Here is a 20,945-nt window from a genome sequence, read left to right as displayed (position 1 = left end):
ATTTCGTGAATCATGTAAAACTCCCCATTCTTTATCATGATTCCTCTCTCCTCCAAGGAGAGAGTTTGCGATGAAAGTGGGGAATTTTCAACCGATTATATTGGGGATTTTAACGTTGATCTTCACAGAGGACAGTCCGTGGAAAGCGACTGCCAGTGCTACTTCCTGCAATACTGTAAAGCTGAGTAGTACAAGACCTAATCCATTTTACACGATAAGAGATCAATTTGAGGTTACAGCTTGGAAGAAAACGCATAACAATGCGGATATTGTCCCCGCGTGGGGTTTGCATCCAGAGATGTGAGTCGCACGGGTGGACAGTTCCCACCCTTGATCCTTGACAACTTCATAGGCGAATGATCGTGGAGTGTGCACCACGATCTGTATGAAGAGACAGTGACCACTTGATGGGCATGCGACGACCTCCGGTCACCCCGTACCGTAGTAAGCATGCGTAGGGAACTACTATACTTGTCTCGGGTTCTCAGAACCTTGGGGATGCTGAGTCGCATTACTGCAGTCGAGAATCGGCTTTGGGCAAGAGGTACATCCAGAATGTGTAGCCTTGTGGAGAGTCGATTCCAGGGAAGTTTTTCAATGGATAAAAGGATAGTTTCCCGATCTGCAAAATTTTTTTATTGGAATGCAGGATAGCTTTGGTCAGCTTTCACGGAAAATAACTGGATGCTTTCCAACATATGATAAAGCAAAAGCAGTTTTAGAGAGCATGAGACGTTCATACAGGCTATCAAAAATGAAATGTAACGAATGGCGAAATCCGAATGCACGGCAGGCCGTCGAAACTCGGTAATGGACAATAAATGGCCATTATTCAATAAAACAGAAAAGGAGAGGTTTGCATTAAAGAGATCCATAGAATTGCAGGATTGCAAAATGCGGTCAAAAAGATATTTGGAAAACTGTAAGGGAGCAGTAGTCATTTCTGTTCAAAAATGGTCGGACGCGCCAACATATCGTTAGTCTTGTGGAACCCTTGGGTATTTCCCCAATAATGTGAACATCTAAAAATAACTAAACTTCCGATTGATAGTAAAATTACCATGAATGTTACCCCTATTTTTTTCACTTTCTTTACTGCTCATTTAATAAAAAACTAATAAACGATAAAACACTTTACTTTGATTATACTTATGCCGAAAATTAGCGGTTAGACAAAAACTTTGCCCAACCGCCAAAAATCATTTTGTTACTCGACTATATCAATAAAATAATAATTCTTATGTGTTATTTCAGTATATTCATGGAGCAATAAGGAATACTTATTTACTAACGATCTGTACTTAAAGTACCCATTAAAATTGATTTTTGCTACCCCAGTATCGATTGAGGGGGCGGTATCCATGAAATATCTTACGGCAAATCCAGGGGTATTGTAAGGGTAATCGTCAAAATCTCGCTCATCTAAATAACCCGACGGAAAGTAGTTTTCGTTCCATTTAAAATCATACAAAATGTCGTCTGTACCGTCGCCAGTTATGTCTAATTTACTTGCAGTTACTGGAAGATTTACAACTCCAATTTGATTACCAAACCACATAGGCACAGAAAACTTCTTTTCCGATTCACAACACGGAACAACAGTATTAAACACAATAGGTTCACTTGTATAAAGTCTTAGTCTAAAGTTTACTATATCGTGTTGGCCAGTATAATTTAAACCCTCTGCCTCCAACACTGACTCAATATACTCTTTATCCGTACCCCAACGAAAACTGTAATTGTTTCCTCCATCAATTCTAGTTGTTTCTGGGCCTTGAATCTCGTATCGGTAACCTTTTCCCCAAGTAGCTAGAATCGTTCGATAATATTCTCTTTTATCATAAGTCGTAATATTTTTATTATCTACACTAGACTTTCTCATTTTGATGGTTTTTCTATCAGATTTTTGTTTGTATTTTTTTGTCGTAGATCCCTTACCATCAAAGATATATGTTTTGATGGAAATAGGTTTTTCAGATTTTTTATTTTCATATTCGTAAATGTTTATTGTTGCTTCGTAGTCTTTTGGTGAGGTTTTCTCAACTATCGCTTCAAACTTAATTAAGTCGCTATCGTCGTCAACTCCCTTATAATAATAGGCTTTATCCTCCGCAAGAACTTGCTCTATTGTTCCCACAAGATCATAGGATTCTTTTGTTTCCATATTTTTAATGCTTGCTTGAAAATACTCGCTGTCAACTTTAAATTTTCCAATCAATTCTTCACCAAGTGTTTCTGTAATACTTTCTTCATTAGTATCCCTGTCATAGTCAGTAGTTTCTATGAGAATTGTTCTTGAATGGCCTTTCGATTTAATGGTGAATACTCCAGAATTTTCTTTCGCTTTTACTGGATGAACAGGTGAATAGAGAGCACTTATTGCTAAGGTCAATGCTGCAATAACTGGTAATGCTTTTCTCATAAAAATCCTCCCTTTCTTTTATTTTGAAAGAAACACACGTTCATGTTAGCATAATTTGGTTATTTTGTAAATATAGGTAATTTGATGAGGTGAGGCAATATAAAGGTAAGTAGTTGCCGTAAAAGGCAGCTACTCAGATTGCAGACAAACTCCCTCGTTGTCAGTACAGTCGAGGGAGTTTTTGTCCTGTATGTTTTCAAAAAATGAAGCGAAAATGAAAGGCATTGTGCCTTCCTTTGCCTAACTTCCATAGCGAATTGGCCAGTTTTTTTAAATTCATACAAGCAAAGACAAGCATCGCCTGCATTGTCACTTTGTTCAGTCCTCGTAAAGTGGTCCAACGCAAACCATGCTTTTCCTTTAAGTCCGCAAATACGCGCTCAATGGTTTCTTTTCGGCGTGTGTACAGGCGTTTATTCACTTCGGTATGTCGCAGATGCTCCACTTCGTCTAGGTAATCCGCCTAAATATGACGACTAGCTGGCTTCATAGCCTCCCGGCTCTCTGTACACTGGGGGAGGAATGAGATCAGACATTACCTTAGCAGCGATGTTTCGAGCATGTGTATCCTCTACATGCTCCAAATAAATATTCGTAATGTCAGCAAAATCCCAGCAATAAACAAACACCTGCTGTTTATTGTGATAATGGTAAACGGATGAGAAAAATCGTAAAAATCTCTTTTCGTATGACAGGTACTTCTGTTTTTCTTTAGAGGCAGGTTTCCATTCACGTGGATAGGATAAAGGTTCATGTTCTATCTCATCTTCCGTTAAACTGCGCGGATATCTGTCAATCAGCGATATGTATTCCCCTTGCGGATATAAATCAAGAACGTCGAGGGAATGAAAATGCTTCTTCAAAAATTCAACTTCTTGTTTGGTAGGCATACAATTTTTTGATTCCATGCTTGAAACCTCCCCCGTATGCTTGTATAAGCATACGGGGTGAGATACATCATGAAGTTTCACATAGGAACCGACCTTCCCATCGTTTCCGGGCGGGATGCCTGCACATTAATCGACCGAAGTTGGAGATCCTGCGTGGCATGAAGGGATGGCCAAACGAATTCCTCTGACGGCCTGCTCAGCGAAAAAAAAAAAAAAAACGATGCGGGTAATACAGGGGGCACAAATCTCACCCGCCACATATTGCCCGCTCCCACTACTGTTCTTTCATTATATATCTGTTCAGGATAAACCTGGCCACACCCGCTGCGTCGTCAATGGCGTACACCGGCAGTGTCGGGTGCGCAAACGGCTCCCAGCTAGCCACAGCCACAGGCCGGGTGACTGCCTCCACCAATTCACGGTGCGCCGGGTCGCGGAGCACGACCAGTTTCTCGTAGTCCTCTTGCTTGAATCCCTCGACCAGAACAAGATCGGCACCGGCTTCCGCCATTCGTTCCACCAAAACAGACAGCGGGACGGGCTTCAGCTCCAGCATCGCCGTCTTGCTCCGCGAGACGATTGCCACCAGTGACGCTCCCGCATCGCGGTATCGCCATGTGTCCTTGCCCGGCCGGTCCCACTCAAAATCGTGACCGCCGTCGTGTTTGATCACGCCGACGCGCAGCCCCTCCTGCTCCAGCAGCGTAATCAGTTTGGTCAACAGCGTTGTCTTGCCCGAATTGGAATAGCCCACCACCTGCAGCACGCTCGGCTTGTTTGCCATGCACTACGCCTCCTCTCTCCACTCCGGCGCGGCGTGGGGAATCACGTCGACGGTCTCCCCCGCCTGTTTGCCCCGGCCACCTGCCGGGATGATCAGGAAGCATTCGCTTTTGCCCAGCGTGGACAGGTTGCCCGCCTTGTCGTTGTGGTCGGGAACGACGTACAGTTTTCCCTCCCGCTCCGTCAGCCGGCCGCGCAAATAGCGCGGGAAGGGACACGGTTTCGTGTAGGACTCCGCCAGCGTGGCCCGGATGCGTCGCAGGCCAGTCTCTCTGTCGCCCTGCAGCCGGCGCAGCACGGGACGGACGAACAGCTGGGCGCCGAGAAAACAAGCCCCCGGATTGCCCGACAGCGCACAGACCAGTTTGTCTCGAAACAAAAGGCCGGTTGTCGGTCCGCCCGGCCGCATCGCGACACGGTTGAACAGCAGGGTGACCTCCGGATCGTTGGCCAACGCGGCCATAACGTCGAAGTCGCCGACTGACACACCGCCGCTCGTCACCAGCAGGTCGACCTCCTCCAGACAGTTGGCCAGCTGCCGCTTGGCCAGAGCCAGATCGTCCGGCAATCGTCCGAACCACACCGGGATGCCGCCCGCCTCGGCGATCAAGGCGGACAGCATTACCGCGTTGCTGTTGCGAATTTTGCCCGGCTCAAGCGGCTGGTCCACATCCAGCAGTTCCGTGCCGGTGGAAATCAATCCGACGCGCGGTCTGCGGACGACCGGAACCTGCGCGTAGCCAAACGCCGCCAACACGGCCAAGATCCCCGCGTTGATCCGCGTTCCCGCCCGGGCCACGCACGCGCCGGCAGCGATTTCTTCACCCCTGCGGGAGATGTTTTCTCCAGGGCGAAGCGCCCGTTTTACCCCGACCCACTCCAGCTGCCGGCCGGGCTGCTCCGTCTGTTCGAACATGATCACGGCATCAGCTCCCGGCGGGATCATCGCGCCAGTCATGATCCGGACGGCTGTTCCGGCGGTTACCGTCTGCCGGGGGACTTGTCCGGCCCCGACCGTTTCCAGCACCCGCAAGCGAACCGGCTGATCCGGTGTGGCTCCGGCCGTATCCGCTGCTCGCACGGCAAACCCATCCAGCGGCGAGCGGTCAAACGGCGGCATGTCACATGTGGCGGCAAGGTTCTGGGCCAACGTCCGCCCATACGCTTCTCCAATGCCTACCTGTTCTTCCGGCAGCGGCGTCAGGTCCGCCAACAGCCTGCGCAGCGCTTCCTCCACGCTGATGGTTTGTCGCTGAACGTGCATCGTCTGTTCCTCCTTTTGCTGCAAGACCCGTCCCCTGAAGTCGGCCGGTGAACCTGCGTAACGCGCAGGACGACAAAAAGACAACCACCCATGAACCAGTCCCTTCTCATCGGACAGAGAATGTCCACGGTGGTTGTCTCAGGCAGGGGCGCTGCCAAGTCCCAACTACGCGCGCGTTTCCCATGCTCTCTTGTCTGCCCGACAAACAGGGTCGCTGCTTCGGCGCAGACTCACGACTCGTTTTTAAACTTCTTCTCGATATCTTGATCAAAGACGAAAATGGACATGCCAAAATCGCGTTCAATGTCAATATCGACGAATAAATCGACGAAGTTTGCGCCCAGAAATGCCTCCATTTCGACCGGCCGGTTTTTGCGGTACATTTCTTTTACCATTTCCGTGCGGGCCGCGCGAAGCATCTGTTTGCCTTCATCAGCCGTCGCAATGAACTTTTCCACCGGGGAAAGATTCCCCTCCATTTCGCAAATTGCCCAGTTCTTGCAAAACGTGGTCACAATCTTGCTGGGGCCTTTGCCCATGTGACGCTTGCGGAAAGCTCTGACTAAATTGCTGAACTCAGCTTCGTATTTATTCATCGAAATGTCACCTTTACAAAATTCTCTTACCTAAAAATTTACCATCTATCAGCAAGCCAATTCAACAGAGTTTTCATTCTGTTTCGCCTGCTCCCGCAATTTCTTGATGTCCAGTCGGATGATCAGCGAGATGACCAAGGCGACGGCGAACATGGCAGCAAAGACGGTCATCGTACCGATGTAGCTGCCGGTGCTCTCGCGCACCCAGGCGGCGAAAATCGGCCCGGCCAGCCCTGCCGCTGCCCATGCCGTCAGGATGTAACCGTGAATCGCGCCCATCTGCCTGGTGCCGAACAGGTCGGCAATATAGGCCGGAATGGAGGCAAAACCGCCGCCGTAACAGGTCATGATGATAAACATGGCCGCCATAAACAGTGCCGGCATAGTCAGGTTGGGCAGCAGGAAGAACAGGACGAGCTGGATCAGGAAAAACGCCGTGTAGGTGTTGGGCCGACCGATGTAGTCGGACAGCGTCGCCCAGCCAATCCGGCCGCCCCCGTTGAACAGGCCGTTCAGGCCAACCATCGTCGATGCCATTGCCGCAGACATGCCCACGATCTCCTGTGCCATCGGCGAGGCGACGGAAATGACCGCGATGCCGCAGGTCACGTTGATGAACAGCATCAGCCACAGCAGGTAGAATCGGCGGGTTTTTACCGCTTCGTTGGCCGTCAGCTGACACAGGTCCTTCTTGATTTGCTTGCCGCTTCCTTCTTCAGCCGAATAGCCCTCCGGCACCCATCCCTGAGGCGGCGGGGAGAGGTATTGAGCGGAAGCAAACATGACGACAAAATAGACGGCTCCCAGAATGAAGAAGGTATTGGCGATCCCTACGCTTTCGATCAGCGCCTGCATGATCTGGCTTGCCACCAGCGAAGCGAAGCCGAAGCCCATGATGGCCAACCCGGTGGCCAGCCCGCGGCGGTCCGGGAACCATTTCACCAGCGTGGAAACGGGCGTTATGTAGCCGACCCCGAGACCGATGCCGCCGAACACGCCGTAGCAGAGGTACAGCAGCGGGAGGCTTTCCAATTGAATGGCCAGACCGGACCCGGCGATCCCCAAACCGAAAAAGATAGACGAAAGAGTGCCTGATTTGCGGGGACCGTGTTTTTCCACGTAGTGGCCGAGAAACGCAGCCGACAGACCCAGGAACAGGATCGCGATGCTGAACGTGAACTGCACCTTCGACAGCTCCCAGCCAAATTGGTTGATGATCGGCTTGGTGAAGACGCTCCAGGCGTACACCGAACCGATGGACAGGTGGATTCCCACCGCAGCCGCAGCAATCAGCCAGCGGTTCTTCAATTTTTCCTGCATGTGATTCATCTCCTTTTAAGCGGGGTAAAGAGCGTCCACTTTCGCGAACAGGCTCTCGCAGAAAGAAAAACTGCCGCATCCATCAGTTCTCCTCATCGTCCGCGCGTTGGCCCCGAGGAGGGAACAGATGAAACACGGCAGTTAATCATCAGCAGGGTCGCTACTTCAGCATCAACAGCAAGTGTTTGCTATTCACTTTCGGCAGTTCACAAATAAACCGGCGACAGGTGCGCTATCCCGTGTCTATATGTGAACTGTTGCAAGAAAAGTTGAATGTTTTGTGACAAGTAAAACCTCACATAGTATACTATCATGTGAGCGCTTTCTCGACAATACATTACTTTCAAAATTTTGCTACATCCTGCGTGAAACGGCAAGGAGGCTGCTATGTCAAACCTGATGAGTACGATTAGACGGCCGGTGCTGAAGATCGGGCAGGACCGGTTCGCCTGGGAAGACGACGAGATTGTTACGGAATACCCGCTGACGATATTTCTCAATGACGAAGAGTTTGCGACGATTGTCTGCACGCCCGCCGACCTGGAGGAAATGGTGATCGGCTTTCTCGCCGCAGAGGGAGCAATCCGGCAATACACGGACATCAAGCAGATGTCCATCGACGAAAGCCGCGGATTTGCCTACGTGGATCTGCATCAGCAAACCGGACTGTCACACAGTTTTTACACGAAGCGGCGAATCACGTCCTGCTGCGGGAAAAGCCGGCAGTCGTTTTACTTTTTCAGCGATGCGCGAACGGCAAAACCGGTGGCGGGCACAGTCACGCTTACGCCGGCGCAGGTGTTCCGCCTGATGGACGAGTTGCAGGCGTCGTCCCACATCCACCGCAGCACAGGCGGCGTGCACAATGCCGCGCTGTGCACGCCGGAGCAGACGCTGCTAAGGTACTCCGACATCGGCCGGCACAACGCGCTGGACAAGATTTACGGATACTGCCTGCGGGAAAACCTGCCGACGGAGGACAAAATTCTCGTGTTCAGCGGCCGCATCTCCTCCGAGGTGCTGCTCAAAGCAGCCAAGATTGGTGCCGGCATCATTCTCTCCAAGTCAGCTCCCACCGACTTGGCGCTGCAGTTGGCGGAGGAGCTGAACATCACCGCCGTCGGATTTGTCCGCCCCGACAAGATGAACGTGTATACGCATGCGGAGCGGATTGTAGCTCTCGATACGTAAAGGAAACCCCCGGTTTTGCCGGGGTTTTTCCTATTGCTTGATAAAGCCGCGATTCACAACAAACCTACCTCCGCTCCATGTCCCGCGCGTGCTGTTCCGCGAGGGCCATCCGGTATTCTTCCGGCGTGTTGGCGTTGTAGGCAGCCCAGTCATCCAAAAGACCGGGCGGCGTCTCGGCAATCCGCAGCCGCTCCAGCACATCCATCAGTCGATAACGGCCTGATCGCAGTGCTTCTTCCCACAACGGCTGCGTCCTTCTGTGATACAGGGCAAACAACGGATGAAGCCGGCCGGCCGTGTGCGCTGCCACGACATCCCACTCCTTCGCTTGCTGCTCATGGGCGAGCAGGCGGCCGATCTGCTCCCGGTCAGCAAACGGCAGGTCGCAGGAGAGGATGAGCAGCGCTTCTTCCCGCCGCACGCGAAACGCCGTCACGATTCCACTGATCGGACCGGCGGAGGGCACCAGGTCACCGGTGATGCTCACTTTCGCCAGCCTGGTCACTTCCTCCGGCAGCCGTTCAGGGGCGTTGGAGACGATCAGACAGGGCAGGTTCAGCGCAGTCACTTCGCTGACCACGTGTCCGATCAATGTGCCCCCTTTCCAGCTCAGCAGTTCCTTGGGCCGTCCCATCCGGCTGCTGCGGCCTCCCGCCAGCACCACTCCGCCGATTGTCAGCACATCCAGATTCACCACTCCCCTCACCTTACCGGTTATTTTCCATGATAAACCGAGCAAAATATTGGCTGTAATGAAGCCATTGACAAAAGGGGGTATTAGTTTATAATAAGTATTAAATAATAATAATTTTAATTAAGGAGCGGATAAACCATGAAACATCAGGTACACAGTGTATTGAACAAACAAATCGCCAACTGGACCGTCCTGCACATGAAACTGCACAACTATCACTGGAACGTGAAAGGCCCTCATTTTTTCACGCTGCACGCCAAATTTGAGGAGCTCTACAACGAAGCAGCCGCCCACATCGACGAACTGGCTGAACGCGTCCTGATGCTGAACGGCCAACCGATCGCCACTCTCGGCGAATGTCTGCGGGACGCCAGCGTCGAAGAGGCATCCGGCATCGAAACAACCGAACAGATGGTCGAGACCCTGATCGACGATTTCCAGACGCTGGTGGACGAACTGCGGGAGGGCATCAAAACGGCCGAACAAGCAGACGATGAAGCGACCGCCGACATGCTGCTCTCCATCCAGCGCAGTCTGGAAAAACACCTCTGGATGCTGAAAGCCTTTCTGAGCTAATCTCCAGGCCTCAGCTGCTTCCCCAATTCGCTGTTCCCCCGACACCACCCATGCACAAAAAGGGCGTTCGTGCTTGAAACACAACGCCCTTTTTGCGGCTGTTGTCACCGTTTCAGGGAAAAGATCAGCTTGCGGCCGTCCTTGTCTACTTTCACCTGCGGCAGGTGCTTCAACGCTTTTTGGATGCCGATATACGGACTGGCAAACTCCACGCCGTGCCGCTGTTTCAGTTCGCTGCATAATTCCATCAGCGTCAGCGGCGCCGACGCCTCCCGCAAGATGGCTTCTACCTGTTCGGCCACGGCCGCGTAATCATGACGGATAGGCGTCTTTCTTTTCCGCAAATGCTCCAGCACTTCCGTCGGAACTTCCTCGGCCGCGGGCGCCTCCACGTTCGTTTGGTAAGCGTTTTCACGTTCATCTAACTCCCTGATCCGGGCCAACAATTCCTTGATGTCCAATCCCAATTGTTTGTCCTGATCCACATACTGTCGCCGCAGTGCGGCACGCTGTTCCAGCAGCCCCTGCAGCGTCATGTGCAAAGCCTTGCGTTCATCAAAAAACGACGCCATCCCCTGCCCCCTTTTTTCACATTAATTTCTTTATTCATTATCATAATAGAAATTTGACGGATTGGAAATTGGAGATTTCCGCTGGTTTCCCGCGCCGCTCGCTATCCAAATCGAGGATGGATGCCAACTGCTGCGCTGGCCTGGGGGATGGGCCTGTTTACGTGCGTATCTGTATCTCACTCCCCTACCTTGTCTTTGATTTCCCGCAGTTCGCAGATGATCAGATCGTACTTGTCGCTGAACTTGTCCAGCAGGTCCTGCAGCCGGGTTTCCCGCTCGCGGTTGGTTTTCATCACGTAAAACAACAGCCAAACAAACAGCGCTGCAAATGGCCCCTGCTGAATCAGCGCGTCCAAGAGCGTATGTTCCATGGCGCCTTCCTCCTTCCTTAACTGGTTGCAACTCCACGTTCTCGCTTCACTTATATAAGGAAAACATCACGGTCGCGTAACAACCGGGTCATCTCTTTTTCTTCCAAACAGAAAAGAGCCTTGCGAAGGCTCATTCGACGCATGTTTTTTGTGCGACGCAGAAACATGACCGGGTGCAGAAGCGTCTTACATTTAGAAATAATTTAAATAAATGTCAACCATATATGGATCGAGGTGCGAAAACCAACGATGCTTATACAGATCGTCGCTGTGCTGTGTGCAGCGGTAAGTGGTCTCTATTCCCCCGCGTCTCCGGAAACAGGCGCGGACGAACCGGCTGCCTCCCAAGAAAAAGCAGTGTCCGAAATCGTCATTCTGTCACCTCAAGAACGGAGCGTATTCACACTGCCGCTTCCCGAAAACCAAATCACTGTTGCGGGTAAAATCGACGGTTACGTGCAACCGGGCAAAACGCTTCAAATCGGATTGTATGGCGGTCAGGAGAATTACAAGCAGCATATGATGTACGCGTTTGACTATCCTGTTAATCCTGACGGTACCTTTACCGTCCATTTCCCCGTGGGAAGGTTGGTTCCCTTTCCGAACGCCAAACCGGATCACTATACACTGGAATTGACATATCCGCATGCGCCAACGAAAACGGTGACTGTTGTCATCCAAAAACAAACAGCCTTCGATTAGCTGCTCACTCCATTTCGTATAGAGAAAGGCCGAGAAGCATCAGTTCCCGGCCTTGTATATTCCTTACGGCCCAAAACAAACCGTCGTGCAGCCTTTTTTCTACAGGCTTGTCCGCCGTCCAACCTTGCATCAATCAGACAGATGAGCGATGCCATCCGATCAAAACCAAGCTGTCTGAGCATCCGCACGGTCATTCACCCTCGCGGATAAACGCGATAAACTGCGCCTTGATCTCCTGGATGCTGTCTTCTCTCGGCATTTTGATAAACCGGGCGAGCGCGTGAATCTCCGGTTCAAACCATTCCAACAGCTGGAGCAGCGCTTCATTGTCCCCTTTCCGGGCTTCGTCCATCAGCCGTTCAAATGCTGCAGACGCGTGCGCAGCTGTTGCAGCGCTTTCGTTTTGCATTTGTTCACCCCCTGCTGTGACATGGCCAGTTCGCGAGCCACTTCCCGTTCGGGATACCCGTGCAGGATCACGCGTTGAACGATCCACCTGCCCTTGTCCGACGAGATCGCGGCCAACATTTCCCGGACGTACAGCGCAGACATGTCCTGGTCCGTTGATACCAGGGCCACAACCCGTTCGGCCCCCAGACATTCCCGCTGTCTGTACTTCCTGGCTTGGTATTGGATGCGCCAAGCAAGCCGGCGCAGTACCGTGCGGCATTCTTCCTCTGTCAATGTTTGCTGATTCAATGTACCCTCCCCCTTTCCAACATTCCTCTCATACATGTAGGGAAAATATGGATTACCATAACAACCACACAAGAACACGTGTTCCGTATTGGAAGATATTCACATCATATAGTACAAGAGTCTTGTATGTCAACGGGGAAATACAAGTTTTTTGTACCGTATTTCCTAATAACCTCCAATTGTGTACAATATATTTGTACCCATCTCACAGGAAGGAATGGATGGTCCATGCTGTCCCAGCGCTTGCGAATGGCCCGCAGGGCGAAAGGACTGACGCAGGAAGGTCTGGCGGAAATGGTCCGGACGACCAAGGGAACGATCAGCAACTACGAAAACAATCACAGCTCGCCCCCCAACGACATGCTGACCATGTTGGCCGACGTGCTGAACGTCTCGACCGACTGGCTGCTCGGGCGAGTGGACGAGCCGCTTCCTCCATCCGCCGCGAACGACCATAAGCGCGAACGGACACTGGACGAGCTGCTCCAGGAAAAAATCGACGATCCGGACGACTACTATTTTCTCGACGGGTATTTGGAAGCATCCGAAGAAGAGAAAAAAGAGATTCGCCGATACTGGTACGATTTGAAAAAGCAAATGAAGCCCCACCATGTAAAAGAAAGCCATTCTCCTTCCCTGTATGCCATCACGGAGGAGATCAAAAAGATAAAGTAGCCCCGCGACGGGGCATTCTTTCCAACCATAAACCGAACATATGTTCCGTATAAAGGAGGTTTCCATGCACTTCCTCGTAGCTGATATCTGCCAGCCGCAGACGTGGCTGGAATCACGTGTATACCTGCTGCTGCGGCATCACGGGATCCAGCGTCCCGAGCAGATCGACCTTCCCGAACTGTGCGCCAGTTACGGCATCGAGCTGCGCAGCATCCGCGGGCGGAGCCGCACGCACCGTCATCCACAGGAAGCCGGCCGCTTCGTGATCGCTGTCGACGAACGGCTGGACGAGCCCACACGGCGGGTCAAAATCGCTCACGAGCTGGGGCATCTGCTGCTGCATGAAGGGGTTCAGCCGCTGGGCAGCGACCTGATGATTGACTGGCAGGAGGCCCAGGCCAATCACTTCGCCGAACACCTGCTGATGCCGTATTACATGTTTGACTCGTTGATTGGGCATTGCAGTCGCTATGAAGCACCCAGCTACCTGGCCAGGACGTTTCGTGTGCCGCTCGACTTTGCCCGCAAGCGGTTTGAGCGTTTTCTCAACAGACTGTACACCAAAGGCTATCCTGTTGCGTGGTGATGAGAGGAGGTTGTGGAATGAAGCGCGTGTTTATTGCCGGTGATGCTTACAGCACCCGTTTCTTTGAGCTGCCGTTGGAGGATGAGGAGCTATATTTGATGCCGTATTTGCTTGCGGCCAGCTATCACGTGGCCCGTTTCGCCTTGATCATGCGGGACGACGGGCTTGCAAACATCGGGATTCGGGAGGGGAACGCCCTGCTGATTGCCGACTATTCACTGGAGCCGGTGCGGGGCAGACCTGTGCTGGTGAGGCAGGAGGGGGAGTACATCGTCCGCATCGCCGAAGACGTCAATCCGGTGGAGTGCGTGTTTACCGCCGCCAAAAAGGGCGTCGCACCGCTCGTCTTGCCGTCGGAAAACATCCGCATCATCGGTGTCGTCTCCGGCATCATCTCTCCGCCGTACGAGACCGGACGGATTGGGAATGCGGGAGATACGCTGTTTTGATCAGGGTGGCTACCGCCAAATCCGTTATCTCATCCATGCGTAAAACCGCATCGGTTGCCGACATCGGTGCGGTTGCTTTTGTCCTGAAAAAAGGCTGCTTTTGGAACAAATGCGTTCCTTTTCCTCAATATCATCGGCATCTGCACGAGATTTGTCCTAGATTTGCCAGAATATGGACAAGCGGCTGCTCCTTTTTTTCTCCTCTCCCTTCGCCGTCTCTCCCTCCCGACGAACTGCACTGTCCTTCCAGTTTTAGGAGGCTTCCGCACAACGTTTTCTCGTACCAACCGATCATGAACAAGGGACTGAGCGGACATGATTCGGGTGAAGATGTGCCTGTTCCTGCCCCGGTTGGAGCCAGCATGCGAAGGACCAAGGCTGTATAAATTTTTTGGTCTATTCGATCATTTTCCCACTAGCAGTATTTGGTAGAATGGCACTGTCACGAAACAACGACATCATTTGCGAGAAGGAGGAGGATTACAGATGAAAAAGATCGTAACGACCTCTCTCACGGCTGCCTTGATGATGGGCGCCGTACCTGCAGCACTGGCACAAGCGGAAGAGCTGGCGAACCAAAATCCAGCGGTCTATGCCGAAGTGCAGAGCGAAGATGCTGCCGCGACGACGGATGAAACCGGCACTGACACATCGGCAAACACAGATGAGCAATCGTCGGCGGACAAGCCCTCACAGACCGAAGACGATACAACAACTCCCTCCGCAACTGCACCCGATCAGTCAAACATCACTCTGACTGTCCAGGAAGCAGTGCAGGATGCGGAAAAACTGAGCAAACTCCGCCAGCAGTTGAAAGACGCACCTGAGGTGACAGAGCAGGTGGCAGCCACGTACAAGGAGCTGGTCAACGCACTCGTCGACATCTCCGATCTGCCGCAGGCCATCGAGGTGCAAAAGGAACTGCTGAAGCGAACCTATCAGGCCGGAAATACCGAGCCGTTTCAAACGTTGGGCCAGCTGTACATCAAGGCGAACGTGACGGGTATCAAAGCGTTCGTCAACGGCGTGGAACTCACGCTGGATCAGGCGCCTTTTATCGTAGGCGGACGTGCGCTGGTGACGGAGCGGGTCATCCGCGAGGCGTTGAACGCGGATGTGCGCTGGGATGAGACTACAGGGATCGTCACCGTAACCCGCGGAGACCGCACAATCTCGCTTACGGTGAACAAAAACGTGGCGGTAACGAACAACAACAGGCTCACGACCGACGCCGCGCCCGTTGTGAAAAACGGCAGCCTCTACCTGCCGATTCGCTTGATCAGCGAACAGTTGGAGGCCAAGGTCGACTGGCAAAAAGACGGACAGATCATCATCATCGACGACAATGCAGACCAGGCGCAGCCGGCAGACTCCACTGCACCGGACGCAACAGACCGGACGGGCGAAGGAACGTCGGGTGCGGACAATGCCTCGGGCAAAGACACTACGGCCCCGGACAACTCCACTGACGGCTCTGATTCGGACCAGTCGGCGGATCAAGACTCGTCTGATTCCGATGATTCCGCGGATGGCGACTCCTCCAGCACGGACGATGCTGCCAATACCCAATAGCGCAGACAAAACTTGGTGAAGTGTGAAATATCGCTATATCAAACTCATCAGCCCTTGTTGTTGCCAGTAGGCAATGCCAAGGGCTTTGTTCATGTGTAGTGTTTTTGTTGTCCACCATGCCTCCTTTTAGGTGTTTGCAATTTCCAGTGTTATGCTGTGAGAAAGACTATGCGAACGAAGCATGCGGTAACGCATACAAACACTTATCCATTGCATCCATAGGCAGATCCAGGACCTTCGGTGACGGAGGCAATACTGCTGGATGTATTGATCTACTACGGCGGGGATCAAGAGTCTGTATCCAAAAATGGATGATGATTTATAAATTTCCATGTTTTGGTTGACAATCTCATTCTTTCGAACTAACATATTACTTGCTGTTACCAGTCCTTATTCCTATTAATTGAGTATTAATGGAGGTGAATATATCAACAAATAAAGAATTTTCATAATTTTCTTATGTATTATTTGATTAATAGATGGAGGTGGAATTAATGAAAAAACGTAAACTGATTCCTCGAGTTGCTCTAGCATCTACTATATTCACAGCGCTTTTGCTCCCACAAACTGTAATGGGAGAAGGAACTGGTGATGATCCTAGAATGATCGAAGATGTTAAGACTGAAAAACAGGTAAAAGCTGAAAATGAAAAATTGAGGAAGGTAAGAGAACACATTACTAACAAGAGAGAAGCAGCGGAATCGGAAGGGAAAGTATCTGCTTTAGGTCTTTTTCGAGTCATCTCGGTCCCAAGTTTCGAACAGGAGACAAGTTATTGGTGTGGTCCTGCCACCGTTAAACAGGTACTGGATTACATCAATGGCACATCGAAAAGTCAACGTTACTATGCCGACGAACTTGGTACAACTAAAGACGGTACAGTCTTCTCTGTTGTGGATGACGTATTAAATGATCATCAGGATGAAAATTATTATGTTTACACAACTCATGATTCCGATGAACAAAGTAAATTTAATGATAAAATTGAATGGGGAATCGACAACGGATATCCTAGCATACTCGATTTGAAGAATGACCCGGATTATATGCCCAAATATACCAGGTCCGTTGCAGGACACATCGTAAACACCTCAGGGTATGACTGGGATGATTGGGAAATTCGTATCACAGATCCTTTTGACCAAGGTAATCGCGGTGTAACCCTTGGTAATGTATGGCATCCTGCAGACGGTATTTGGGAAGCCAACCAAGCACACTTCAGACAAGCTATGATTTGGTGAGTAGTTAGAGTCCTAGGGGGAAAAATATTCCTCCTAGGACTCCTATCTTTGCGAATGGAGGAAATCAAATGGGGAGACGGACGATTACAATTGTTGCAATTGCTGGAGTAATGGTATTAGCAGCCTTTGGAATTTGGTATACCCAGTATGATAACCATCAAATGACAACTTCGAATGAAACTGATGATGAGATAATTGAGAACAAAGAAATGAAAACAGTTGAGGATGGTCGAACATTAATCAATATTGAAGAGACCCCCGATGTAGAAATTAACTCCGTTGAGGAATTTTCGTATCCGTTCCAGATTGAGGAGTATGTAGTAGAAAGTCCTGATTTTCGCTGGGCTCCAACCGCACCACAGTTTGTAAACGATCGAGTGATTGCTTTCGATATGGACGACAGTAAGCTCCAACAGTCGTTTGTCGGACTGTTTGACCGGAGTAGTAAGAAATATGAAAAAATATATAGTGCCCCTCCATTTTTTATCATTAATTCTTTAGTGGGAATTGATAACGTTTTATATTGGGTAGAATATGACAGAAATCCCTCCCTAGAACTAAAGTGGAGGATCATGTCCATGGACTTAGGAAATAAAAAAATTGAAATGATCAAGCAGGGCATAAGTCAGGACGGTACAGATCCTCCTATCCTGCGGGTTTACGGAAAAAAAGTTACTTGGATCGAGTATGAGGTAGAGAACCAAATCGTAACAAGTAAGGCGATGATCCTGCATCAAGATCGCCAGAAAGCTATAGAGGTTATTGCAGAAACAAAACTAAGCGAAAAAGATGGTCGGGACGGATATTATTTTGCAGTACAAACCCCCACTGATCGAGGACTAGTCATCCAACAGTCCAAGTACCAAAATAAGGACGGAAAGTCACAAAAGAGTTATGTCATCACTTTGTTTCCTTATGATCGTTCCAAAGCTGTTGATTTGTTAATTGGTGAACGCATCATTGATTTCAACGTTCATGGGAACTGGTTTGTATGGACTGAAGAGGGAAAAGTATCCGTAGCTTCATTGCAGGACGGAAAAGTAAAATACAGATTTTCTGGAAAATCAAAAACCTTGACGAACGATACCCCCTTTATTAAGAACGATTTTCTGATTTATCGCTATGGAATGAACCGAGTTTTTATTGCCAATCTGAAAACAGGCAAGCACCAAGGTTTATTGGAAGAAAAAATAATCACGACGAAACTATTTAGGTCTGGAGAGTATCTGTCTTATGGAATAATTGAAAGAAATGGTCAAAATAGTCGCATGAAGTTTGTCGTGATAAAATAGCTAGAATAGACTGATGACAACTGCTCATTTTTTAGTAAGGTCTCGCTAGAAACCGATCTTCCCATAAAATCCAGTCCAGAGGCTCGGTTTGCCCCCTGCCCGCGTCGCGTTTGGGAGCGGGCGCTATCCACTTCTTTACTGGTCGTCAAGAGAGCGAGCGGGCCCAATCACCCATGCGCCACGGACTTTGTCTACAAACGGAACCCGGACCATTGACTGGTCCGGTTTTTCTGTCGCGGCTGCACAGATTTCCCTCCGGATTACGCCTCCCGCCTCATCCGGTTGGTGAGACGGCCCAGCTTTTCGATCTCGATCGTCACCACGTCCCCGTCCTTCAGCCACACCTGCCGCTCCTTGGGATAGCCGAGGATCACGCCCTCCGGCGTACCGGTCAGGATGACATCCCCCGGCTCCAGGGTCATGTACCGGGAGATGTAGTGAACGATTTCGTCGCAGGCAAAAATCATGTCCGAAGTATTGGAGTGCTGCCGCACGTCCCCGTTGACAAAGGAGGTGATCTCCAGATTGTTGGGATTGCCCACTTCATCGGAGGTGACCAGGTAGGGACCTAGCGGACTGAAGCCGTCACAGCTTTTGCCCAGCAGCCACTGGCTGGTGCGCATCTGCAGGTCGCGGGCGGACAGGTCGTTTGCGTTGCAGTACCCGGCCACGTACGAGAGGGCCTCCTCTCGCTTTACCCGCTTGGCCCGCCTGCCGATCACGATGGCCAGCTCCGCCTCGTAATCCACCTGCTGCGCTTCCGCGGGCAGCGTGATCTCGTCGTTGTGCGCGGCCAGCGCGTTGCTGTACTTGTTGAACAGCACCGGATATTCGGGCACGGCCATGTTGGACTCTTCCGCGTGCTTCCGGTAGTTCAGTCCCACACAGATGATCTTGCCCGGCTCCGGCACGCACGGCCCGAAGCGCAGCGACTCTTCGTCCAGGAACAGCTGCGCCTCCCCCGCTGACTCCATGCGGCGGACGTGGGCCGCAAGCGCCTGAAACGCCTCCTCCCCTCCCTCGAGAAACTGACGGATGGTCTGCGGAACAGCAGCCGTTCCGCCGTGCCGCTCCACCGATGCCGCTACGTCCAGCACACCGCGGTCCGTCTTGACGCCAAGCGTCAGGCCGCGCTCCGCATAAAAGGTCAACAGCTTCATCTTACTCCCCCCGTCTGTCTTCTGGCATGTATGCAAACACGAACCCGCTGTCGATGTACAAGGGTGATTCCATCATCAGGCGGGACTCATCTGCTCCAATCACAGAGCAGCCTTCCTCCTTTGGTTCTTGTATGTAAAACCAGGTTTTATATCATGATTACTCTCATCATAGCAACGATTTTCGCACCAAACAATCACCAAATTTGAAAATATTTTTTATTCAGAAAACAGTTGCAATTGCGCTTCCATTTGCTCTATCATAAAAATTGCCAACCATTATACGATATTGTCGTATGTCGTTTTATATTATAAAACTACTCAGACGTTCTGCCGAACATGCCTACACGTCCCTTTCTTGCACCCGACATCCCGGTATTTCCATCCCCCGTGTTACATACGGAAAGGAGGCTTGTCCATGTCCGCCTATCGCGCCATCATGATGCAGCCGCATGACAACGTGGCCACGGCCCTCGAACCCATACCGGCAGACAGCCGCGTCACCGTTTCCTGTCTGGACGTGCAGCATACGGTGACGCTCCGCCAGGCGATTGAATTCGGGCACAAGTTTGCCGTCCGCCCGATCGGAAAGGGAGAGGACATCGTGAAATACGGGGAGGTCATCGGAGTCGCGACCCGTGACATCGCCCCCGGCGAACACGTCCATGTGCACAATTTGGAAGGAAAACGCGGGAGAGGAGACAAAATCGCTCATGAAGCATGACACAACGTTTTGGGGATACCGCCGTCCGGATGGCCGCGTCGGCGTGCGCAACCACGTCCTGATTCTGCCCACGATTACATGTGCCACACAGGCGGCCAGGCAGATTACCGAACTGGTGCAGGGGACCGTCTCGTTTATCCACCAGCACGGCTGTGCCCAGGTGGGCAGCGACTACGAGCAGACGTTTCGCACGTACGTCGGAATGGGCGCCAACCCTAATGTCTACGGCGTCGTCGTCCTCGGACTCGGCTGTGAAACGCATCAGGCGCGGAGCGTAGCCGAGGAAATCGCCAAGACGGGCAAGCCGGTGGAACTGGTCTCCATCCAGGATCACGGCGGCACGCTGACGGCGATCGCACAGGGCGCAAAAATAGCTGCCAAGATGGTGCAGGACGCATCCGTCTTGCGGCGGGAGCCGTGCGATTTCAGCGAACTGATCGTCGGAACGGAATGCGGCGGTTCGGACGCCTGCTCCGGTCTGTCCGCCAACCCGGCCGTCGGCGTGGTCAGCGACATGATTGTCGACCTTGGCGGCACCTCCATCCTGGCGGAGACGACGGAGCTGATCGGCGCGGAACATCTGCTGGCCAACCGCGCCGTGGACGACAAGGTGGCCAAGCGCGTCTACGAAGTCATCCACGCCATGGAACAGCGCTCCATCCAGATGGGCGTGGACATCCGCACCGGCAACCCCAGTCCCGGCAATATCAAGGGCGGCCTCAGTTCTCTGGAGGAAAAGTCCCTGGGCGCGGCCAACAAGGCCGGCACCCGGCCGCTGCAGGAGCTGATTGATTACGCCCAGCGGCCGACCAAAAAAGGCCTGGTCTGGATGGATACCCCCGGACACGACATCGAGCAGCTGACCGGCATGGTGGCTGGAGGAGCACAGGTGGTGCTGTTTACGACCGGCCGCGGCACGCCTACCGGTTCACCGATCGCTCCGGTGATCAAAATCGCCACCAACACGCCCATTTTCGAGAAAATGGGGGACAACATCGACCTGAATGCAGGCACGATCATCGAAGGAAAAGAAACGCTTCAATCCGTGGGGCAGCGGATTTTTGACGAATTGGTCCACGTCTGCTCCGGCAAGCTGACCAAAGCGGAAATCCTGAAGCAGCACGACTTCGGCATCTGGCGGATCGGCCCCACGTTCTAGCAGTTGTTTC

General features: G+C 51.6%; 23 protein-coding genes and 1 pseudogene. 11 read left to right on the top strand and 13 right to left on the bottom strand.

The features are described from left to right. Positions 1-1,207: 1,207 nt before the first annotated feature. The 7 genes and pseudogenes from ETC00_RS20725 to ETC00_RS13635 all read right to left on the bottom strand — a co-directional run bounded on the left by ETC00_RS20725 (position 1,208) and on the right by ETC00_RS13635 (position 7,275). Positions 1,208-2,422, bottom strand: coding sequence for a hypothetical protein (locus ETC00_RS20725; protein ID WP_253264305.1), 1,215 nt, complete (start codon positions 2,420-2,422; stop codon positions 1,208-1,210). 196 nt (positions 2,423-2,618) lie between these two features. After that, positions 2,619-2,942, bottom strand: a pseudogene (locus ETC00_RS13660) (transposase); the annotation flags it as partial. Then, positions 2,899-3,330 (bottom strand): hypothetical protein, encoded by a 432-nt coding sequence (locus ETC00_RS13655; protein WP_171566622.1) that lies wholly within the window; start codon positions 3,328-3,330, stop codon positions 2,899-2,901. The pseudogene ETC00_RS13660 and the gene ETC00_RS13655, both read right to left, overlap by 44 nt. Positions 3,331-3,586: 256 nt before the next feature. After that, positions 3,587-4,096 carry a molybdopterin-guanine dinucleotide biosynthesis protein B gene (mobB, locus tag ETC00_RS13650; protein WP_171566621.1) on the bottom strand — a complete coding sequence of 170 codons (510 nt, stop codon included), beginning with the start codon at positions 4,094-4,096 and terminating at the stop codon, positions 3,587-3,589. Between the two features lie 3 nt (positions 4,097-4,099). After that, positions 4,100-5,359: a molybdopterin molybdotransferase MoeA gene (locus ETC00_RS13645; RefSeq protein WP_171566620.1), complete on the bottom strand. Its 1,260-nt coding sequence runs from the start codon at positions 5,357-5,359 to the stop codon at positions 4,100-4,102. Between the two features lie 230 nt (positions 5,360-5,589). Continuing rightward, complete coding sequence (locus tag ETC00_RS13640; protein WP_171566619.1) at positions 5,590-5,955, bottom strand: Na-translocating system protein MpsC family protein; 366 nt, start codon at positions 5,953-5,955, stop codon at positions 5,590-5,592. Between the two features lie 48 nt (positions 5,956-6,003). Beyond that, positions 6,004-7,275 carry an L-lactate MFS transporter gene (locus ETC00_RS13635; protein WP_171566618.1) on the bottom strand — a complete coding sequence of 424 codons (1,272 nt, stop codon included), beginning with the start codon at positions 7,273-7,275 and terminating at the stop codon, positions 6,004-6,006. A 387-nt stretch (positions 7,276-7,662) separates the two neighbouring features. Between ETC00_RS13635 and fdhD the strand changes: the two genes are divergently transcribed. Next, positions 7,663-8,466 (top strand): formate dehydrogenase accessory sulfurtransferase FdhD, encoded by an 804-nt coding sequence (gene fdhD / locus ETC00_RS13630; protein WP_171566617.1) that lies wholly within the window; start codon positions 7,663-7,665, stop codon positions 8,464-8,466. 64 nt (positions 8,467-8,530) lie between these two features. Here the strand turns inward: fdhD and mobA are convergent, their stop codons facing one another. Further along, entirely contained in the window at positions 8,531-9,160 is a 630-nt protein-coding gene (mobA, locus tag ETC00_RS13625) for a molybdenum cofactor guanylyltransferase (protein WP_371808906.1), read from the bottom strand. A gap of 138 nt (positions 9,161-9,298) precedes the next feature. On the opposite strand from mobA, the gene ETC00_RS13620 reads away from it, so the two are divergent. Then, positions 9,299-9,736: a Dps family protein gene (locus ETC00_RS13620; protein ID WP_171566616.1), complete on the top strand. Its 438-nt coding sequence runs from the start codon at positions 9,299-9,301 to the stop codon at positions 9,734-9,736. 104 nt (positions 9,737-9,840) lie between these two features. On the opposite strand, the gene ETC00_RS13615 is transcribed toward ETC00_RS13620, so the two are convergent. Next, positions 9,841-10,308: a hypothetical protein gene (locus ETC00_RS13615; protein ID WP_171566615.1), complete on the bottom strand. Its 468-nt coding sequence runs from the start codon at positions 10,306-10,308 to the stop codon at positions 9,841-9,843. 176 nt (positions 10,309-10,484) lie between these two features. Then, the gene (locus tag ETC00_RS13610; RefSeq protein ID WP_171566614.1) at positions 10,485-10,679 is read right to left on the bottom strand and encodes a BhlA/UviB family holin-like peptide; all 195 of its coding nucleotides are present in this window, start codon (positions 10,677-10,679) and stop codon (positions 10,485-10,487) included. 234 nt (positions 10,680-10,913) lie between these two features. Between ETC00_RS13610 and ETC00_RS13605 the strand changes: the two genes are divergently transcribed. Next, complete coding sequence (locus ETC00_RS13605) at positions 10,914-11,381, top strand: hypothetical protein (RefSeq protein WP_171566613.1); 468 nt, start codon at positions 10,914-10,916, stop codon at positions 11,379-11,381. A gap of 190 nt (positions 11,382-11,571) precedes the next feature. On the opposite strand, the gene ETC00_RS13600 is transcribed toward ETC00_RS13605, so the two are convergent. Continuing rightward, on the bottom strand, positions 11,572-11,790 hold the full coding sequence (locus tag ETC00_RS13600; RefSeq protein ID WP_230077832.1) for a helix-turn-helix domain-containing protein: 219 nt from the start codon (positions 11,788-11,790) through the stop codon (positions 11,572-11,574). Further along, positions 11,733-12,080 carry a sigma-70 family RNA polymerase sigma factor gene (locus ETC00_RS13595; protein WP_171566612.1) on the bottom strand — a complete coding sequence of 116 codons (348 nt, stop codon included), beginning with the start codon at positions 12,078-12,080 and terminating at the stop codon, positions 11,733-11,735. The genes ETC00_RS13600 and ETC00_RS13595 overlap by 58 nt, the downstream gene beginning before the upstream one ends. Before the next feature lie 228 nt (positions 12,081-12,308). Here ETC00_RS13595 and ETC00_RS13590 point away from each other — a divergent pair, with 228 nt between their 5' ends. From ETC00_RS13590 to ETC00_RS13565, 6 genes are all read left to right on the top strand, one after another. Next, on the top strand, positions 12,309-12,755 hold the full coding sequence (locus ETC00_RS13590; RefSeq protein ID WP_171566611.1) for a helix-turn-helix domain-containing protein: 447 nt from the start codon (positions 12,309-12,311) through the stop codon (positions 12,753-12,755). A gap of 64 nt (positions 12,756-12,819) precedes the next feature. Beyond that, on the top strand, positions 12,820-13,341 hold the full coding sequence (locus ETC00_RS13585) for an ImmA/IrrE family metallo-endopeptidase (protein WP_171566610.1): 522 nt from the start codon (positions 12,820-12,822) through the stop codon (positions 13,339-13,341). Positions 13,342-13,358: 17 nt separating this feature from the next. Next, positions 13,359-13,790 (top strand): LexA family transcriptional regulator, encoded by a 432-nt coding sequence (locus tag ETC00_RS13580; protein ID WP_171566609.1) that lies wholly within the window; start codon positions 13,359-13,361, stop codon positions 13,788-13,790. 486 nt (positions 13,791-14,276) lie between these two features. Next, positions 14,277-15,362 (top strand): copper amine oxidase N-terminal domain-containing protein, encoded by a 1,086-nt coding sequence (locus ETC00_RS13575; protein WP_171566608.1) that lies wholly within the window; start codon positions 14,277-14,279, stop codon positions 15,360-15,362. 494 nt (positions 15,363-15,856) lie between these two features. Beyond that, a complete protein-coding gene (locus ETC00_RS13570) occupies positions 15,857-16,603 on the top strand; it encodes a C39 family peptidase (RefSeq protein ID WP_253264304.1) in 747 nt (248 codons plus the stop codon). A 68-nt stretch (positions 16,604-16,671) separates the two neighbouring features. After that, positions 16,672-17,895 (top strand): hypothetical protein, encoded by a 1,224-nt coding sequence (locus tag ETC00_RS13565; RefSeq protein ID WP_171566606.1) that lies wholly within the window; start codon positions 16,672-16,674, stop codon positions 17,893-17,895. Positions 17,896-18,155: 260 nt separating this feature from the next. Here ETC00_RS13565 and ETC00_RS13560 read toward each other — a convergent pair whose 3' ends face one another. Continuing rightward, entirely contained in the window at positions 18,156-19,055 is a 900-nt protein-coding gene (locus ETC00_RS13560) for a fumarylacetoacetate hydrolase family protein (RefSeq protein WP_171566605.1), read from the bottom strand. 415 nt (positions 19,056-19,470) lie between these two features. Between ETC00_RS13560 and ETC00_RS13555 the strand changes: the two genes are divergently transcribed. Continuing rightward, the gene (locus ETC00_RS13555; protein ID WP_171566604.1) at positions 19,471-19,776 is read left to right on the top strand and encodes a UxaA family hydrolase; all 306 of its coding nucleotides are present in this window, start codon (positions 19,471-19,473) and stop codon (positions 19,774-19,776) included. Continuing rightward, entirely contained in the window at positions 19,766-20,935 is a 1,170-nt protein-coding gene (locus ETC00_RS13550) for a UxaA family hydrolase (RefSeq protein ID WP_171566603.1), read from the top strand. The genes ETC00_RS13555 and ETC00_RS13550 overlap by 11 nt, the downstream gene beginning before the upstream one ends. Positions 20,936-20,945 lie beyond the last annotated feature (10 nt).

The sequence above is a fragment of the Brevibacillus sp. MCWH genome, assembly GCF_013096935.1.
Lineage (GTDB): Bacteria > Bacillota > Bacilli > Brevibacillales > Brevibacillaceae > Brevibacillus > Brevibacillus aydinogluensis.
The sequence above is the reverse complement of the archived record's forward strand: the minus strand, read 5'-3'. Positions and strand labels throughout refer to the sequence as shown.

Bases quoted from the DNA above. Each gene is read 5' to 3' on its own strand.
- ETC00_RS13640 (WP_171566619.1), bottom strand. From the start codon at position 5,955: ATGAATAAATACGAAGCTGAGTTCAGCAATTTAGTCAGAGCTTTCCGC.
- ETC00_RS13635 (WP_171566618.1), bottom strand. From the start codon at position 7,275: ATGCAGGAAAAATTGAAGAACCGCTGGCTGATTGCTGCGGCTGCGGTG.
- ETC00_RS13610 (WP_171566614.1), bottom strand. From the start codon at position 10,679: ATGGAACATACGCTCTTGGACGCGCTGATTCAGCAGGGGCCATTTGCA.
- ETC00_RS20725 (WP_253264305.1), bottom strand. From the start codon at position 2,422: ATGAGAAAAGCATTACCAGTTATTGCAGCATTGACCTTAGCAATAAGT.
- ETC00_RS13585 (WP_171566610.1), top strand. From the start codon at position 12,820: ATGCACTTCCTCGTAGCTGATATCTGCCAGCCGCAGACGTGGCTGGAA.
- fdhD (WP_171566617.1), top strand. From the start codon at position 7,663: ATGTCAAACCTGATGAGTACGATTAGACGGCCGGTGCTGAAGATCGGG.
- ETC00_RS13560 (WP_171566605.1), bottom strand. From the start codon at position 19,055: ATGAAGCTGTTGACCTTTTATGCGGAGCGCGGCCTGACGCTTGGCGTC.
- ETC00_RS13555 (WP_171566604.1), top strand. From the start codon at position 19,471: ATGTCCGCCTATCGCGCCATCATGATGCAGCCGCATGACAACGTGGCC.
- ETC00_RS13590 (WP_171566611.1), top strand. From the start codon at position 12,309: ATGCTGTCCCAGCGCTTGCGAATGGCCCGCAGGGCGAAAGGACTGACG.
- mobB (WP_171566621.1), bottom strand. From the start codon at position 4,096: ATGGCAAACAAGCCGAGCGTGCTGCAGGTGGTGGGCTATTCCAATTCG.
- ETC00_RS13575 (WP_171566608.1), top strand. From the start codon at position 14,277: ATGAAAAAGATCGTAACGACCTCTCTCACGGCTGCCTTGATGATGGGC.
- ETC00_RS13655 (WP_171566622.1), bottom strand. From the start codon at position 3,330: ATGGAATCAAAAAATTGTATGCCTACCAAACAAGAAGTTGAATTTTTG.
- ETC00_RS13620 (WP_171566616.1), top strand. From the start codon at position 9,299: ATGAAACATCAGGTACACAGTGTATTGAACAAACAAATCGCCAACTGG.
- ETC00_RS13615 (WP_171566615.1), bottom strand. From the start codon at position 10,308: ATGGCGTCGTTTTTTGATGAACGCAAGGCTTTGCACATGACGCTGCAG.
- ETC00_RS13600 (WP_230077832.1), bottom strand. From the start codon at position 11,790: ATGCAAAACGAAAGCGCTGCAACAGCTGCGCACGCGTCTGCAGCATTT.
- ETC00_RS13570 (WP_253264304.1), top strand. From the start codon at position 15,857: ATGAAAAAACGTAAACTGATTCCTCGAGTTGCTCTAGCATCTACTATA.
- ETC00_RS13565 (WP_171566606.1), top strand. From the start codon at position 16,672: ATGGGGAGACGGACGATTACAATTGTTGCAATTGCTGGAGTAATGGTA.
- ETC00_RS13645 (WP_171566620.1), bottom strand. From the start codon at position 5,359: ATGCACGTTCAGCGACAAACCATCAGCGTGGAGGAAGCGCTGCGCAGG.
- ETC00_RS13580 (WP_171566609.1), top strand. From the start codon at position 13,359: ATGAAGCGCGTGTTTATTGCCGGTGATGCTTACAGCACCCGTTTCTTT.
- ETC00_RS13550 (WP_171566603.1), top strand. From the start codon at position 19,766: ATGAAGCATGACACAACGTTTTGGGGATACCGCCGTCCGGATGGCCGC.